General features: G+C 39.1%; 14 protein-coding genes. 9 read left to right on the forward strand and 5 right to left on the reverse strand.

Annotated features, from left to right (window positions below; genetic code table 11):
• The first annotated feature begins 971 nt into the window (after positions 1 to 971).
• Positions 972 to 3980: a peptidase domain-containing ABC transporter gene (locus RMZ41_RS21680; RefSeq protein WP_322641267.1), complete on the forward strand. Its 3009-nt coding sequence runs from the start codon at positions 972 to 974 to the stop codon at positions 3978 to 3980.
• Positions 3981 to 4045: 65 nt separating this feature from the next.
• Positions 4046 to 5614, forward strand: a complete 1569-nt coding sequence (locus RMZ41_RS21685) for an HlyD family efflux transporter periplasmic adaptor subunit (protein WP_322641268.1) — start codon at positions 4046 to 4048, stop codon at positions 5612 to 5614.
• A 124-nt stretch (positions 5615 to 5738) separates the two neighbouring features.
• On the opposite strand, the gene purQ is transcribed toward RMZ41_RS21685, so the two are convergent.
• A complete protein-coding gene (purQ, locus tag RMZ41_RS21690; protein ID WP_322641269.1) occupies positions 5739 to 6413 on the reverse strand; it encodes a phosphoribosylformylglycinamidine synthase subunit PurQ in 675 nt (224 codons plus the stop codon).
• A gap of 147 nt (positions 6414 to 6560) precedes the next feature.
• Positions 6561 to 6839: a phosphoribosylformylglycinamidine synthase subunit PurS gene (gene purS, locus RMZ41_RS21695; RefSeq protein WP_322641270.1), complete on the reverse strand. Its 279-nt coding sequence runs from the start codon at positions 6837 to 6839 to the stop codon at positions 6561 to 6563.
• 143 nt (positions 6840 to 6982) lie between these two features.
• Here purS and RMZ41_RS21700 point away from each other — a divergent pair, with 143 nt between their 5' ends.
• Positions 6983 to 7387 carry a Fur family transcriptional regulator gene (locus RMZ41_RS21700; RefSeq protein ID WP_322641271.1) on the forward strand — a complete coding sequence of 135 codons (405 nt, stop codon included), beginning with the start codon at positions 6983 to 6985 and terminating at the stop codon, positions 7385 to 7387.
• A 251-nt stretch (positions 7388 to 7638) separates the two neighbouring features.
• Here RMZ41_RS21700 and RMZ41_RS21705 read toward each other — a convergent pair whose 3' ends face one another.
• Entirely contained in the window at positions 7639 to 8646 is a 1008-nt protein-coding gene (locus RMZ41_RS21705) for an SPFH domain-containing protein (RefSeq protein WP_322641272.1), read from the reverse strand.
• 81 nt (positions 8647 to 8727) lie between these two features.
• Positions 8728 to 9162, reverse strand: coding sequence for an NfeD family protein (locus tag RMZ41_RS21710; protein WP_322641273.1), 435 nt, complete (start codon positions 9160 to 9162; stop codon positions 8728 to 8730).
• A gap of 233 nt (positions 9163 to 9395) precedes the next feature.
• Between RMZ41_RS21710 and RMZ41_RS21715 the strand changes: the two genes are divergently transcribed.
• From RMZ41_RS21715 to RMZ41_RS21735, 5 genes are all read left to right on the forward strand, one after another.
• Positions 9396 to 11432, forward strand: a complete 2037-nt coding sequence (locus tag RMZ41_RS21715; protein ID WP_322734425.1) for a protein phosphatase 2C domain-containing protein — start codon at positions 9396 to 9398, stop codon at positions 11430 to 11432.
• A gap of 195 nt (positions 11433 to 11627) precedes the next feature.
• A complete protein-coding gene (locus tag RMZ41_RS21720) occupies positions 11628 to 11888 on the forward strand; it encodes a hypothetical protein (RefSeq protein WP_322641275.1) in 261 nt (86 codons plus the stop codon).
• 133 nt (positions 11889 to 12021) lie between these two features.
• Entirely contained in the window at positions 12022 to 12408 is a 387-nt protein-coding gene (locus RMZ41_RS21725) for a VanZ family protein (protein WP_322641276.1), read from the forward strand.
• 172 nt (positions 12409 to 12580) lie between these two features.
• Positions 12581 to 13300, forward strand: coding sequence for a class I SAM-dependent methyltransferase (locus RMZ41_RS21730; RefSeq protein WP_322641277.1), 720 nt, complete (start codon positions 12581 to 12583; stop codon positions 13298 to 13300).
• Positions 13301 to 13455: 155 nt separating this feature from the next.
• Positions 13456 to 14838: a DUF2079 domain-containing protein gene (locus tag RMZ41_RS21735; protein WP_322641278.1), complete on the forward strand. Its 1383-nt coding sequence runs from the start codon at positions 13456 to 13458 to the stop codon at positions 14836 to 14838.
• Positions 14839 to 14846: 8 nt separating this feature from the next.
• On the opposite strand, the gene RMZ41_RS21740 is transcribed toward RMZ41_RS21735, so the two are convergent.
• Entirely contained in the window at positions 14847 to 15794 is a 948-nt protein-coding gene (locus RMZ41_RS21740) for a 1-aminocyclopropane-1-carboxylate deaminase/D-cysteine desulfhydrase (protein WP_322641279.1), read from the reverse strand.
• 208 nt (positions 15795 to 16002) lie between these two features.
• Between RMZ41_RS21740 and RMZ41_RS21745 the strand changes: the two genes are divergently transcribed.
• Positions 16003 to 17733, forward strand: a complete 1731-nt coding sequence (locus tag RMZ41_RS21745; RefSeq protein ID WP_322641280.1) for a diflavin flavoprotein — start codon at positions 16003 to 16005, stop codon at positions 17731 to 17733.
• The last annotated feature ends 4 nt before the right edge of the window (positions 17734 to 17737 follow it).

Genomic DNA, 17737 nt, shown 5'->3' on the forward strand with positions numbered 1-17737 from the left:
TTATCTCGGCGACCTCTTCCCACTTTCGAGTCCTCACCTTGGCATATCTATTGCACTATTTTAGCTGTGTCAGTCCACTACAGCGCTGGATTCACCACAACGCGCTGGCTCCTCTACAATACCTAATTTCGTTCAAAAGCCAAATACTAATCCTATATCAGGTACGAGTAATTACTTAGTGAAAGATAGTATATAATCTCGGTTGCAGGATGAAGTTATTTTCTGAATAATGATCAAATAAACTCTATTTTAATTAAACCAGTGAATTTACTGAAGGCAATTATTGTCTTTACTTCATAAATTTAATAGTTGATTCCTCCAGAGTGACAAAAAATCTTCACCTTTACTTTTAAAGTTAATTTTTATTAAATTAACCTACCAAAAAAGTGATAAAGAATTTTTTCATAGATTGGGCATGGGGCTGTTTAGCAAGCAAGGCTCGCTGTCTTTCGCCATTGCTAATATTGTCAATCCCTATATGCAATAATTTGTCAAAAATAATTCATAAATTTAAAGTTTTCTTTATTACATAATCTTTAATTAGGGTATTTACTTAGAAAAGCATTTGTGATATTTTCATGTTGATTATCATAAATCAAAATATGCAAAGCTATATTTAACAGCCGCCTTTCTGTGTCTTGGTTTGGTGACAAGTATCCATATTGCATATTTGCAATTCTAAATATTAATTTAAAATTTGTATAAATTATGATGCGTTAACCTAGCGATAACTTGTCCTCAAACTATTTTCACTATTGTTTGTTTGGAAAACGCATAACAATCTTAACCGTGTGAGATTTAAGACAGGTCTGCAATTAGACGAATTAACCCTCAGTGATTTTACATATTTAAATACTTTAATTTCAGAAAAGTCTTGCCACTGCTGGCATAAAATCAAACACTGTCGCCGTTAGGAAATATAGATACTCTCTAATATTTTCGATTTAATTACTCACTTTGACTTGTTTTATATGACTTATATTAAGAACACTTTTCTCGAATTTATCACCACCCTAGAAGGGTTTGATCGCTTACCCGATGGAGCGATCGCTAATATATCAGACCAACTGCAAGCGTTTCGCTATCGTATAGGTCAGAAAATTATCGGTAAGGAAAGTCTCCCGGAACGCATCACTATCATTTATGAAGGACAAGTGCGCCTCTTGGGATACGATCCCCAGACGCAAATGCCAATTACTCTAAAATTGTTGCAACCTGGCGAAATTATCGGCGAAATTAGTTTGCTGCGCGATGTCGCTTGTGAAACGGCGATCGCTTCCACCGAAGTAATATGTTTAACCTTGAGTGCATCGGCATATTTTAGTTTTCTCGCTTCATATCCAGCTTTTGCCGAAGCCCGCAAGAACCGCAGTTATTTGATAGAAGTTTTTGATATTCTTAGTTCCTATTGGAACCAACAAGCGATCGCTACCTTAAATCTTAGGGAACTTACAGAAAAAGCCTTACCACAGGCAAAAATTCATTACTTATCACCAGGGAAAACTGCATTCAACCAACTCGATAGCGGAAGCGTCTGGTTTGTAAGTGGCGCTGGTACAGTCACAAATTTATCACCTGGCGATCGCCTAGAACCACACGATGACAGAGACAAGATTCAGGTTGTCGGTCAAAACCCCGCACGGTTGGTTGGGATACATCCGTCAGATTTGATCTTAGAAGATAGCCATGAAATAGTGCTGGCGGTTAATAACACCCAATTAGATACCCAAGATGAAGATGTATTAAATATCCCTTACGCATCAGATGAAATAGTTCCCCAGACAGCCCCCCATACCTCAGAGAGTTCGTCAAAACAAAAATACCCATTTTTTAGCGGTAAGGGAGAATTAAATACAGCCTTCGCCTGCTTTCAAATGATTGCGAAGCACTTAGAAATGCCGTTTCGTCGAGAAGTGGTTCGCCGCATCTTAACTGAGCAAGTCAAACGTCAGGGTGCTATATCGTTTCAAGTTACTGCTTATCTAGCAGAATTAATCGGACTGAAGGCGCAGTTGATAGAAATACCAGTCGCTTCAATTACACGCACTCCGACACCAGCATTAATTCGCTATGGTGAAAATTTTGCAGTTTTATACGCAGCCGATTCAAATACGATGGTTGTAGGTGTCCCATCCAAAGGAATTGTGCGCTGTAAACCGGCACAATTAGTTGAACAATTAGATATCGATCCAACCAACTTTCCGCCTCAAGCTAGAGTATTGCTGCTCACTGCTACCAACCAAACACCCCAAGAACGCTTTAGTCTACGGTGGTTTCTGCCCTATTTGTCAAAGCACCGTCGAGTTTTGATAGAGGTCTTTATCGCTTCCTTTTTCGTGCAGTTGGCAGCGTTGGCAAATCCTCTAGTGGTTCAGTTAATTATCGACAAAGTTATCACTCAAAATAGTATTGGGACTTTACATATTTTGGGGGTTTTACTATTAGTCGTCGGTCTATTTGAAGCAGTACTAACTACCTTACGAACCTACTTATTTGTCGATACCACTAACCGGATCGATATGGGTTTAGGGTCGCAAATTATCGACCACTTGTTACGTTTACCACTACGCTATTTTGAACGCCGACCAGTAGGTGAACTTTCTACTCGCATCAACGAATTAGAAAATATCCGCCAATTCTTGACCGGTACTGCCTTAACGGTGGGGCTAGATGCTCTATTCTCGGTAGTGTATATCGGTGTGATGCTGATTTACAGTTGGCAACTCACCCTAGTAGGCTTAAGCACAATTCCCATTTTTGTGGTCATCACTTTAATTGCTTCTCCCACCATTAGTAGACAGTTACGTGGTAAAGCCGAACGCAACGCCGAAACTCAATCTTATTTAGTGGAGGTGATGTCAGGAATTCAAACCGTAAAAGCGCAAAATATTGAATTGCGATCGCGCTTTTCTTGGCAAGAGCGTTATGCTCGGTTTGTCGCTGCCGGTTTTAAAACCGTTGTAACTTCTACTCTTGCTAACTCCACCAGTAACTTTCTCAACAAACTCAGCAGCTTACTGGTTTTGTGGGTAGGAGCTTATTTAGTACTGCAACAACAATTAACTTTAGGCGAATTAATTGCCTTTAGAATTATATCCGGTTACGTCACCAGCCCAATATTGCGTTTAGCTCAACTCTGGCAAAGCTTCCAAGAAACAGCTTTGTCTTTAGAGCGTTTAAGCGATATTGTCGATACCCCACAAGAAGGAGAAACAGACCGCTACAACATACCCTTACCGACGATTAAGGGAGCAGTGAAATACGAAAATGTTTCCTTTCGATTTGGGACGAGTGGGCCTCTGCAACTTTCCAACGTCAACCTCGAATTTGAGCCAGGTAAATTTATTGGCATCGTCGGACAAAGTGGATCTGGTAAAAGTACGATGATGAAATTGCTGTTGAGACTTTACGAAACTGAGTCCGGCAGAATTTTGATTGATGGTTATGATATTGCCAAAGTTGAACTTTATTCACTGCGACGACAAATTGGCGTAGTTCCCCAAGAAACATTGTTGTTTGATGGTAGCGTTCAGGAAAATATTGCTCTGACGAATCCCGATGCAACAACCGAAGAAATTATCGAAGCGGCTCAGGTTGCTTGCGCCCACGAATTTATCATGAACTTACCCAACGGTTACAACACGCGGGTGGGAGAACGGGGTTCTGCTCTTTCAGGTGGACAACGACAAAGAATTGCGATCGCTCGTTCTGTTTTACAACGACCAAAATTATTAGTTTTAGATGAAGCTACTAGCGCCCTAGATTACCCCACGGAACGGCAAATATGTCTCAATTTAGCCAAAGCCTTTAAGGGTGATACGGTATTTTTTATTACCCATCGACTCAACACCGTCAGTAATGCAGACATGATTGTTGTGATGGATAACAGCAGGGTTATAGAACAAGGTAGCCATCAAGAATTAATGTCTACTAAAGGTCATTATTATTATCTGTATCAGCAACAAGAAGTTAACTTGTAGTTAGTTATTGCTTAAGAAGAGTATCCACCCAGCAAAAAATCTAAAATCCAAAACCCAAAATCGTTATGACTCAACTTAATGGGAATCACCACAACGGCAATCATAAAAATGGACTCAGGCAAGATTCGCCAGTACTTACAAAAGAACAGAAAGCTGCTCAAGAATCTTTAATTAACTCAAGTAGTCAGGAATTTGAGCAAGCAATTGTTTTGCGCCAATCTCCAATTTGGTCGCGGACAATTATGGTTACTCTTATGGCATTAGCCTGCTTTGGAATTGCTTGGGCTTATTTTGCAAAAATTGAGCAAGTAGTGCCAGCAACAGGTCAATTAAAGCCGCAAGGAACAGTCAAAGAAATTCAGGCTCCTGTTAGTGGAGTGGTAAAAACAGTTAATGTTAAAGATGGGCAAGAAGTAAAGCCAGGGGATTTGTTGCTGACTTTTGATTCTATAGCTACTGTTGCTGAATTAAATTCTTTGAATAAAATTCGTGTTGCATTAGTTAAAGAAAATCAGATTTATCGCCGATTGATGAGCGCAAGTACCGCCACAGGATCTGAAGTTTTATATTTACGTGGTAATTTGCCACAAGAAACTGCTTTTCTGCTGAAAAGTCGGGCAGCATTAGTAGCAGAAAATGAATTATTGCGGACTCAGTTAAAAAATTCTGGTCGAGATTCTACTTTAGGAATTGATGAGCAACAACGTCTACAAGTTGCTAAAAAAGAATTAGACTCTCGCTCATCAGCAGCGCGATTGGAAGTAGAAAAAACGAGAAAACAACTAGCTCAAAATAAATATAAGCTGGAAGATAGTAAAGCAAGTTTAGCTATTCAGCAGGGTATTTTAGAGAAGCTGAAAATATTGGCAGAAGAAGGTGGTATTTCTCAACTTCAGTATCTCAACCAGCAACAAGAAGTCCAAAACCGCACGGCGGAAGTAGCTCAACTAGGTGAGGAAGCCAAACGCCTCCAGTTTGATATAGAAAAAGGACAACAAGAATTAAGCAATACGGTGGCTGTTTCTGATAAAAGCGTTTTGGATAAAATAGCTGATAACAAACAGCGCATTGCCACAATCGATAGCCAATTCATGAAAGTGATTCTAGATAATGAACAGCGTTTAGCAGATGTCAATAGTAAAATCTCTCAAACACAGCTAAACGTTAAATATCAAGAACTTCGTGCGCCTGTAGCTGGAACAGTTTTCGATTTACAAGCTAAAAACCCTGGATTTGTAGCGAATCCGACTACAAAAATGCTGCAAATTGTCCCAAAGGAGAACTATATAGCTGAAGTTTTCATCACTAACAAAGATATCGGTTTTGTGCGAAAAGGCATGAAGGTAGATGTGAGAATTGACTCCTTCCCTTACAGCGAATTTGGCGATATTAAAGGGGAAGTCCTTGGGATAGGCTCAGACGCATTACCGCCAGACCAAACACATCAGTTTTATAGATTTCCGGCAAAAATATCATTGGATAAGCAATCATTAGTCATTAAGGGTAAAAATGTCACCTTGCAATCGGGTATGTCCGTCAGTGCCAACATAAAAGTACGTGAAGAACGGACTGTACTTAGTTTATTTACTGAGTTGTTTACCAAGCAAATTGATACTCTTAAAGAGGTGCGTTGAAATAATTCGTAATTCGTAATGACGCTCTTTAAGTGGGCATGATGTGATAGAGCGATCGCATCTGTAGAATAATCTTCTTCAGAGAGCGATCGCTAAACCTCAACCTAGTCGCCCCATATTTACTCTAAGCTAATGCGGCTACCTTCTCTACTAAGCCCTGAAACAGCCTTAAGCCATCGCTATTGCCTAGCATGGTGTCAGATGCCCTTTCTGGGTGTGGCATCATCCCCAAGACATTGCCCTGACGATTGCAAATCCCAGCAATGTTGTTCAGTGAACCGTTGGGATTCTCGCCTTCATAACGAAACACGACTTGCCCGTTATCTTCAATTTCTGCGAGAGTGGCTCCATCAGCGTAGAATCGACCCTCTCCGTGGGCAATGGGCAAAGTAATAACTTCATTATTGGTATAAGCTTGCGTCCATAAGAGATTGGTACGCTCAACTTTTAAGAGGATGCGATCGCAAATAAAATGCAAATCCCGGTTTCTGGTTAACATCCCTGGCAAAAGTTTAGCTTCAGTTAATACCTGAAACCCATTGCAAATACCAATGACAAACTTACCCTTTTGAGCGTGTTCGACAACCTGCTGCATCACGGGTGAAAAACGCGCGATCGCACCGCAACGCAGATAATCCCCGTAACTAAAGCCACCAGGGATAATCACGACATCCAAATCAGCAATGTCTGTTTCCTGATGCCAAACCATGCGAGTTGGTTGTAAGAGCAAATCTCTGGTTACATAAGCAACATCGCGATCGCAATTAGAACCTGGAAAAACAACAACACCAAATTTCATGATTGGGGAATTGGGAATTGGGAATTGAGAATTGGGAATTGGGAATTGGGAATTGGGAATTGGGAATTGGGAGCAAGGGGGAGAATAAAAATTATCTCTTTCCCCTCTACCTCTTTTCACTTTTTCCAATGCCCAATGCCCCATGCCCTAAAATACCCCAGTTTGAGTTTCGACCTCAATTAACTCAAAGCGGTAATTTTCAATTACGGGATTTGCTAGCATTTGATCGCAAATGCGATCGAGGTCTTGACGAGCTTTCTTCTCTTCAGTCGTGGTGATGGTGAGTTCAATGTACTTGCCAATCCGCACCTGGTCAACGTTATCGTATCCCAGTTGCTGAAGACCGGATTGTACAGCCACACCAGCCGGGTCTAAGACTGAAGGACGAAGCGTAACAAAAATTTTGGCTAGATACTTGGTTTGCACGGCTTTTGCTGAATGCTGCGATCGCTATACTATAACTTTCTGTTCCAACTGAGTGAAAATAAGATTACGAAGCGGTTAAAGTTAATTGATCGATTAACCCATCTAACAGCTTCAACTACAGTGGCATATCTAAATAATTGTCTATGAGAGCTATACGCACCCGCAGTCAAGAGCGTATTTTCAACTTACTGAAAACCATCAAAAAAGGTATTTCAGCCCAGGATATTTACGTGGAACTACGTAATACAAATCAGAGTATGGGTTTAGCAACAGTTTACCGCTCTTTAGAAGCCTTAAAACTTGAAGGCATGGTACAAGTGCGGAATTTGGCTAATGGTGAAGCCCTCTATAGTTTAGCGCAGCAAGACAAACATCACCTTACTTGCTTGCAATGCGGTGTCTCAATTCCGATTCATCAATGCCCCGTACATGACTTAGAAAACCAGTTAGAATCTAGCCATAAGTTTAAAGTTTTTTACCACACCCTAGAGTTTTTTGGGTTGTGCAGCGAATGCCAAGTAAATCAAGCTACTGCAACTGGTCAGTAATCATACCAATTCTATGATGACCTGTTCTGGGTTAATTATCATTAGTCATTTGTTATTAGCAAGAGATGAAGAGACAAGAAAGAAATTTGTCACCCTCATCTCCTTTCAAGTTTCTACTGCTTAGGAACATCATGGATTAAATAAAATACAAAGCTTCATCTTGTCTCTAGCTTCCCTTTCCTTTATAAGGAGATGGATTGAGGGTGAGGTAAACCAGAGAAATAAATTGTATGTTATTTAATTCTTATTCCTTAACTAGGGCGGTTATTTTCTAACCCTGGTATTTGCTTAGAAAACAACTCGTTAGAGTCAACTTGACCATTTGAGATCACGGAACGCATACCTTCAAAAGCAGCAGGAATGGTACGCGGATCTATAAATAAGACCTTACTGCTATCGCTTTTACCAATTGTCGCGCCCATATCCAAATAGCCCAAGGCAAACAGAACTTCCACCGCTTTATTGGCATTGGGATTAGTCTGGAGCTTTTGAGCAACAACTTCAGCTGATTCTGCGATCGCCTGCGCCTTCAAAACTTGCTGCTGACGTTCAGCTTGAGCCTTCAAAACGATCGCTTTTTGTTCGGCTTCCGCTTGCAGAATTGTCGATTTTTGACGAGCTTCAGCATCCAATATTTGCGCCTCAGCTTTACCTCTAGCACTATTGACAGCAGCTTCGCGTTCGCCCTCAGAATTTAAAATTGCTGCCCGTTTGCGTCGTTCTGCCGACATTTGTAATTCCATCGATTCTCGCACTGCTTGCGAAGGAATAATATCCCGCAGTTCTACCCGCGTCACTTTCACACCCCAAGGATCTGTAGCAATGTCCAAATCCCTTAACAGCAGTTCATTGATTTGGGAACGCGCAGTAAAGGTTTGATCCAACTCCAATTGCCCCATTTCGGAGCGAATTTGAGTCAACACCATATTCACCATTGCCGACTGGAGATTTTCTACCTTATACCAGGCTTTTTCCATATCCACAATGCGCCAGTAAAACACTGCATCCACCTCAATCCCAACGTTGTCGCGGGTGATGCATTTTTGGGGAGGAATATCTAAGACTTTTTCTCGAATGGTTTCTCTGTAAACGATTTTATCCAAAAAAGGAATTAAAAAATTCATTCCTGGTTCCAGCTTTTTGTTATAGCTACCCAATCTTTCCACCAAAGCTTCATTACCCTGATTAATGACTTTTACCGATCCCGCGACAGCAGAACCACCAAGGGCTAAAAATACTAGTAAAAGAAACTGTTCCATTGTAAATCTCCTGATTTTAAAGTATTAAATTTCAAAGAGAGTGAGATGTGGGAAATAAAGGCAATTCCCAATTCCCAATAACTAAGAATTCAACAAATTTTCTGGTATCACAATCAAAGTAGTACCCTCTCTCCTAACCACATAAACTCTTTGATGGGGTGCTACGGTAAATTTGTCATCGTCACATCGTGCTTGCCAGGAATTTCCCTCATACAACACCCGCCCTGTTTTCCCAGGTAGAATTTCTGTTAAGGTTTCACCTATGACAGCATCCTGAATTTTCGATTTGCGTCGTCGTGGTTGCAAAAACCGACGAGAAAGCACGATTAAGAATGTGGAAAGTAATAACCAAACTACAACTTGCAACCATACATTTCCCAAACCCACTCCAGACAGCAGCGCCACCACGAAAGCACTAATTCCCATCATGAAGGCGACAAACGCCGATGGTAAAAACAGTTCCATTAAACACAGAACTGCTCCTGCCAGAAGCCAGATTAAGGTAAAACTTGGCATAGCGCCATCCTAGACTTTACATTGACGTAAATGCATTTCTACGATTAGATACAGCCAGACGTAAGTTATTTACAGAAAACAAAAGTTGGTACTTTTACCAATAATTTTGATTAATTTCAGTAACTAAATGTAGCTAGCGGTACACGAATCCAGTCTATTCTAGCCTTCGAGTCATTGCCAGCTAAATGTAATCGAAATTCATGAGTTGATTGGTTTTTTAAATTTATACTTTTATGATTTCTACTCAACTGACAATTTATTGTATAAATCCAAACTGTCATAATCCCATTAATCCGATGGGAGATCGTGTTTGTGCTAGTTGTCAAACTCCTTTAGTTCACCGTTATATTTGGGCTACTGGCTCATCGTCTGCCCAAATCCCACCAGGTACAAAGGTAGCAGACAGGTATGAGGTAATTACCCACCAAATTTGGCTGGATACTCAACCAGGACTGCCGCCAGATGTCCCTGAAGAATTACCAAAGGAAGTAATTCCTTATCTACGGTTATTTCAAGAAAGATTACATCTACCCCAGGCTTATGGATTTGCTAGTCATGGTGAAGAAGAGACAAATGATATCCTTTTATTAGAAAATGTGCCGATAGATGAGACAGGAAATATTTATCCAACTATTGTTGAGGCATGGGAACAAGCAACGGCGGTACGACAAGTTTATTGGCTGTGGCAAATTCTCCAACTTTGGAAACCTTTATCAGAATTAGGACTTAGCCGCAGTTTACTGGTAGAAGACAATTTGAGAGTCCAAGGTTGGTGTGTCCGACTGCTGGAACTCTACCAAACACCAAAAGATAAGACGCTGAGTTTACAAAATCTGGGAGAGTGTTGGCAGTTTTGGGTAGCTACTGCAAAGACATCAGTAGCTAAAGGATTACAGAACATAGTCCAGGAAATGTGTGAAACTGAAGTTGAGTTTGATGATATTGCTACTCAAATCAATGGTTTATTGCTAGCATCTGCGGCAGAATTGTCATTACTTTTGAAAGTGGCAGGCTCTACAGATATTGGCCCAATCATGGCGCAAAATGAAGATGCTTGCTACCCAAATACTTTGACTGATTTAGATGAACCTTTATTAAATCGCTTGTCGATTGTTTGCGATGGTATTGGTGGACACGAAGGTGGCGAGGTTGCGAGTAAGTTGGCAGTGCAGTCTGTAAAATTGCAAATTCGCGCCTTACTAGCGGAGGTAACAGAACAAACTGTACTTGTATCACCAGAATTGTTGCAAGAACAATTAGAAGCAAGCTTGCGGGTAGTAAATAATGTGATTTGTGCCCGCAATAACGAACAGAAACGCCAAGGTAAAGAACGGATGGCTACAACCATTGTTATGGCGTTGCAAGTCCCACAACGAGTACACACAAGTACAGGGTGGCAATCAAATAATACTCACGAACTTTACTTGGCGAATGTTGGCGATAGCCGTGCCTATTGGATTACTCGCAACTATTGTCAGCTACTTACAGTAGATGATGATGTAGCAACGCGGGAAGTCCGGCTTGCTAAAAGCTTGTATCGAAAAGCATTGAGAAGAACAGATGCTACTGCCTTAACTCAAGCATTGGGGACAAGAAATTCAGAATCTTTGCGTCTTAAGGTTCAGCGATTTATTGTCGAAGAAGACGGCATATTGCTACTATGTTCTGATGGTTTAAGTGATAATAACAGGGTCGAACAATATTGGCAGGATTATGCAATACCCGTGTTAACAGGTCAGATGACAGTTGAAGATGCTGTCAAAAACTGGATTAACTTAGCAAATGAAAAAAATGGGCGTGATAATACATCAGTTGTTCTCACTTATTGCCGTGTCTCCTCAGAATACTTAGTACCTGTGACTCCGGCGTTGCCAGAAGAGATTATAGAAGCAGAAATACAAGAGGAACAAGAGGAACAAGAGGAACAAGAGGAACAAGAAGAACAAGAAGAACAAGAAGAACAAGAAGAACAAGAAGAATTAATTTCCTTCACAGAAAGTTCGCAACCTTTGCTAGATTTGGATCTAAATTTGGATATAGATTTAGCTATTTCAGAGGAACCGCTCATCAGCCCAGAAATTCCACCAACCTTAATTACAAGACCTAATCGAAGTCAACGTTTAGTAACGCTGGGAGGAGTGTTGGCGTTGCTTGTGGGTAGCTCAAGTTTAGGATTATTTGCTTGGTGGCAAATTAATCCTCAAGGATTCCAACAAGTGTGTCGGCAACTTCCTCAAAAAGTGCAGCAATTGTGTCAGCCAGGGAAATAGCAAAATGGGGAATGGGGAATGGGGAATAATAAGTTATATATAATATTGGTGATTCGTTAGTATCCCATCTCTAACCTGATTAAAATCAAATATCGCTCAGGGATAGGGCTAATGTACGTACTTCGCACTAACATTAGATTATCTAAGGTAAGCAGATTCCTTGTTCTAAAATTTACTTAACGAAGGCGGTAGAAAATGGGTAGACTAAATCCTTATACACTGCAATTGCAAATTACTCGAATGTTTGAGCAAGGGCAATCATTTTTTGCCACAACCAAGGTGCAAGAATGGTTGAAAGAACGCAAACATAATCCAGAAGATTATGATATTTTTTTCCATAAAAAACCTGCGCCTCCTGGTTCAAAAGAAGTGATGGTAGTGGAAATTGAATTACGCCGCAAAGATGGACAACCTGTTGATCCTTGGTTGCAGGAACAAGCAAATCTCCATGCCTGATTTTCAGAATTAGCATTTTTCAATTTTAATTCATATTATCTTAACAAAAATCATGAAACAAATAGCGTTCCCAATTGCGGAACGCTATTTGTTATCTTGGAATTAATTGTAAATACCTTGTAAGATCATGAAAATGAAATATAATCAGCGCTGGGTTTTTGCATTTTGGGTTTACTTTGGAATTTTGATGTCCATTTCTATGGCAGCCTACCTGAGAATTATCCCCGTGGAAATCTCACAATTCCCATATTACGATACAATCTTGCATTTCCTATTGCTAGGAATTGCTGCTTACTTGAGCCATTTGGCATTAAATAAACGTAAGATTCAAATATTCAATATTTTTTTGCCGCTAGCACCATTGATTGTGATATTTTTTTGTATAGTTGATGAAATAATTCAACTGTTTGTACCTTATCGCAGCTTTGATTTAGTTGATTTAGGGGCTGACTTGTGCGGTATTATATTATTTACCTGGTTAGCAGAAAAGCTAAAACTGAACAAATCTGAAAAAACTTAACGTAAAAAGACATATAAACAAATTTTAATTTTATCTTTGTACTCTTTCTGTAGGAGCTTGCCGTAAGTATCTATCTGTGCATCTTCATCAAAATCACCCAATCAGGTGAATCAAGTGGGTGAGGTAGAATAAACACAAACTAACGTATCTTAAGGCTATAAGGAAATGTTGCTTGGCACACCAATTTATAGCTTTAGAAATTAGGAAATGGATGATGACTGTAAACCAAATTATTGGAGATTCACAAAGTAAAACTGCTGCTAACTTCGGTAAACGTTTCTTTGCCTGGATGATGGCTCAAAGTAGCAGCACGTATGATAAAGTTGTGAGCGATGTCTACGACGACCTAAGCCTACGCAAACTTTCTCTTTTTGCAAATCTCCAAGGTACAGTGTTAGAAATCGTCCCAGGAACCGGCCCTACCGTACCCTACTATCCTAAAGATATTTACCAGACAGGAATCCAGCCAAAGCCACATACGCATTCCTATCTTCAAAAACAAGTAGAAAAACTAGGTTTAAACATCGATCTCCGAATTGGCAATGCTGAATGGTTAGATGCTGAAGATAACAGTATAGATACTGTTGTTAGTAATCTAGTTTTGTGTTCAGTGCCGAATATAGACTATACATTACAAGCCGTTTTAAGAGTACTTAAACCCGGTGGACGCTTCTTATTTATTGAAAATATCGCCGTACCTAAAGGGACTTTATTGCGAAAAATACAAAGCAAAATTAATCCTGGTTGGAAAGTTATAGATGATGTTTGTCATCCAGATAGAGAAACTTTGATTGCTTTAGAAAATGCTGGTTTTACTAATATTCATTATGAGCAATTTGAAGCAAAAATGCCGATTATTAGTCCTCATATTATTGGCATAGCGACAAAGTGAAATAAAAATTTATTTCAGAGTTTGTTTCTTAAAATTACTGATAATTTTTTTGAACCATTCTCTAACAAACCTTTTTTATTAAGCTATATAAACATATTGTACTGGCTGGTGCTTCTATATTAGACTAATAAATTGATTATTTATTAGTTATTAATATGCAAAGAAAGGTTGGTTATATTAGCTATTTGGTTATTATTGGAACTTTAATATTATTTATTTCTAGTAGTTTAAGACATCTTTTATTTAAATCTAACGCTCTTGACTTAGCTCTTTTTGACCAATGGGTATATTTGATAAGTCAGAATTTACCCCCAATATCTTCTTTTTTTGGATTTCATGTTGTAGGCGATCATGCAGCTTTTATATTGTATCCAATCAGCCTACTATATAAAATACATCCTAGTGAATACTGGTTATTTTTAGTTCAAGCTCTTGGTTTAGCTTCTGGATGTTTACCTACTTATTTATTAAGCCTACAAGCAGGATTATCTATGCCTTATTCAAGAGCAATAAGTTTGTCTTATTTGCTTTATCCCGCTTTATTTAATAGTAATTTTTTTACTGATTTTCGTCCAGAAAGTATAGCAGTTCCTGCATTATTGTGGGCAATGTGGGCAGCAATAGAGAAATGTACTTATCAATTATTTTTTGCTATTGGTTTAGTTTTAATTTGTAAGGATAGCTTAAGTTTAACCGTAATAGCTTTTGGGATTTGGCTTTTATTAGAACATCGAAAAGCTTATGGTTTAGCTTGTATTCTAATAGGGTTATCTTGGTATATTTTTACTATTGGTTATTTAACACCTTTTTTGAGAGGTGGGCAAGCTGGGGGAGTTGTGTTTTATGCTTCTCTTGGTAGTTCTCCAAAGGAAATAATCATTAATATTTTTAGTAATCCTAATTTAATTTTAGGCAAGTTTTTGTCTCCTGAAGCATTCTTTTATTATTTTCTCCTTTTAGTACCAGTAATTATTGGATTACATTGGAAGCAAATATTATTTTTAATACCTGCTTTACCTATGCTGTTATTAAATATTATTTCTGATTATTCATCACAAAGAGATTTAGCTCATCATTACTCATTACCTATTTTCCCTTTTGTGATTGTATGGTTAATATATTCTATAAAAGAATATCAACAACAGAATAAGAGGTATTGGTTGAAACCTAAAATTTTAATAATTTCTGCGATTATTTCTTTCTTGGCATTAGCTAAGTATGATTTTTTTATAACACGTTATTTATCAAATTTATCTAATATTTCTTCTTTATATAATGCTGTTAGTCTAGTTAAAACTAAGGAAAGTGTTTTGACTACAGCAAATATTGCTCCTCATTTAGCTAAACGTCAAACCATCAAGCTACTTAGTAAAGATCGTCCTTCGGAAAAGTATGATGAGATTTTTAAATACATACTTCTAGATTTAATAAATAATAAATCTGAGTTTATTCCTGATTTAATATATCAACTTAAAAATAGCTCTACATTCAAACTTGTATACGAAACTGATAAAGTTTTTTTGTTTGTAAGGGTGTGATATGTTTTTTATTGTTGCAAGTATCGTTCTTCCATACCGATGTTGCCTTGCAAGCCTCCTGTGTGTACCAACAGCAACGAATCGCCTTTACTAAAAAATCCCTGCTTTAGTAAATCTATCACTCCATAAAACATTTTAGCGGTATATACGTAATCAAGAGGTATGCCATATTCCTCCCTGAATTGTTGGCTAAACAGCAGCAATTCGTTGTTTAACTTTGCATAGCCGCCAAAGTGATAATCGCACACTAATTCCCAAGAAGCGGGATTAGATGGTGTAGGTAAACCAGACGCAAGGTAATTTGTCAATAAACTTTCGATTTCTTGTGCGAGAAATAACCCATTTTTTAGAACGGGAAAAGCGATCGCTCTTTGTCCTTCATACAACGAAAGCGAAATCCCCGCTAGTGTGGTAGCTGTACCGCAAGCTACGCATACACGATTAAATGCGTAGGCGGAGCCAGCTTTAAGCATCGCATCACCAATTATCTCTGTACAGCCGCGCACACCATTTAAATTACTCCCGCCTTCGGGAATGATAAACACCTCACCAAAGCGTTGTTGCAGATATTTCTGTAACGCTGCTGTGTTTCGCTGTCGATACATTTCGCGGTTCAGGTATACAAGCTGCATGCCCTGTTGGACAGCAAAACTCAGCGTCGGATTTAGTGGTAACGTCTCCTCTCCACGAATTACACCAATGGTATGAAAACCGAAAAGATTACCAGCCGCCGCAGTTGCATAGATGTGATTGGAATAAGCGCCACCAAAAGTAAGCAGCGTGGTGAAATGTTTCTCTTTGGCTTCCAAAAGGTTGTATTTTAGCTTGAACCACTTGTTGCCGTTAACCCACGGGTGCATCAAATCCAGCCGTAGCACATACATATCGACACCAGCGTGAAGGGCAATTTCGCTGTTGATTTTTTGTATGGCAGGAGGAAAAAATATTAACGACATACATAAACATTATAACTTAGTATTTACATTTTCTCAAATTCATTATTGATGATAAACATTGAGTAATTCAATGGTAAACCAATCTAAATGATGAATAAAACTTTCTGATGATTAGCTTTAGAAATTGGCATTTTACTAATTGAGTGTTTCAGGTAAATATAAGAAACATCAAGCTCGCTTCATATAACAATCTTTTTGGAGAAAACAAATGGTCGCACTCATACAGCCCACTCAAGTTACTCCCAACCCAGGACGTTTGACAGTTGAAACTGTTGAAATTGCTCCTCAAACAACTGCTATTCGTTGTCTAGACTGGGATAGAGAACGTTTTGATGTCGAGTTTGGTCTACGGAATGGTACGACTTATAATTCTTTCTTAATTCAGGGAGAAAAGGTTGCCTTAGTTGACACATCTCACCGCAAGTTTGAGGAATTATATCTTGAGATAGTGGTGGGATTAATTGATCCAACTAAAATAGATTACTTAATTATTAGCCACACAGAACCAGACCATAGTGGCTTAGTGAAAAATATTTTGCAATTAGCTCCTTCCATTACTATTGTTGCGGCTAAGGTAGCTATTCAATTTTTAGAAAATATGGTTCACCAGCCTTTTAAATCAATGCAGGTGAAAAGTGGAGAACGATTAGATTTAGGCAATGGACACGAATTAGAATTTATCTCTGCACCAAACTTACACTGGCCTGACACAATCTTTACTTACGATCGCAAAACTAGCACTCTTTACACCTGCGATGTGTTTGGGATGCACTACTGTGATGACCACACTTATGATGAAAATCTCACCTTACTTGAGGAAGACTTTCAATATTATTATGATTGTCTGATGGGCCCCAATGCTCGATCTGTTTTGGCAGCTTTAAAGCGAATTGAAAAGTTAGAAATAACAACAGTTGCTACAGGACATGGCCCTTTATTACAAAATAATATCTCCGAATGGCTTGGACGGTATCAAACCTGGAGTTTAGAGCAAGCAAAAACAGAGACTTTAGTAGCTCTATTTTATGTTGAAGATTACGGTTATAGCGAGCAGTTAGTCCGTACCATAGCTCATGGATGCGCGAAAACAGGTGCGGCGGTAGAATTAGTTCCTCTCAATAGTTCTGAGCCTCAAGAAGTTCGAGAATTAGTGGCACAATCTTCTGGTTTAGTAATTGCAATGCCACCTCAATCTTCAGTGATGATTCAAGCTGCATTAAGCACTATTTTAGCTGCTGTCCACAAAAAACAGGCAATTGGTTTATTAGAGTCTGGAGGTGGAGAAGATGAACCAATTTATCCTTTACGTAATAAGTTTCAAGAACTGGGATTAACTGAAGCTTTTCCTCCTATTTTAGTTAAGGAAATTCCTACTCAAGCAACGGAACAACTTTGTGATGAAGCGGGGACAGATTTAGGTCAATGGTTGAACCGCGATCGCACCATCAAACAGATCAAATCTATCAATACTGAGTTAGAGAAAGCTTTAGGGCGGATTAGCACAGGATTATACATCATCACTGCCAAAAAAGGAGAAATTCAGAGTGCGATGTTGGCTTCTTGGGTGACACAAGCAAGTCTTGAGCCTTTAGGAGTTGCGATCGCAGTATCCAAAGACCGAGCAATTGAATCTTTAATGCACGTTGGCGATCGCTTTGTTCTAAATGTTTTAGAAGAGGGCAAATATCAAGGATTAATGAAACATTTCCTCAAACGTTTTGCTCCTGGTGCAGACCGTTTTGCTGGAGTGAAAACATATCCGGCTAAAAATGAATCACCTGTTTTAGCTGAAGCTCTAGCTTACATGGAATGTGAAATCACTAGCCGCATGGATTGTGGAGATCATTGGGTAATTTATAGCACAGTCCAAACTGGAAGAGTTGCCAAGTTAAATGCACTTACCGCCGCTCATCACCGCAAAATTGGCAATCATTACTAAATAG

This window comes from Nostoc sp. DedVER02 (assembly GCF_034530675.2).
Lineage (GTDB): Bacteria > Cyanobacteriota > Cyanobacteriia > Cyanobacteriales > Nostocaceae > Nostoc.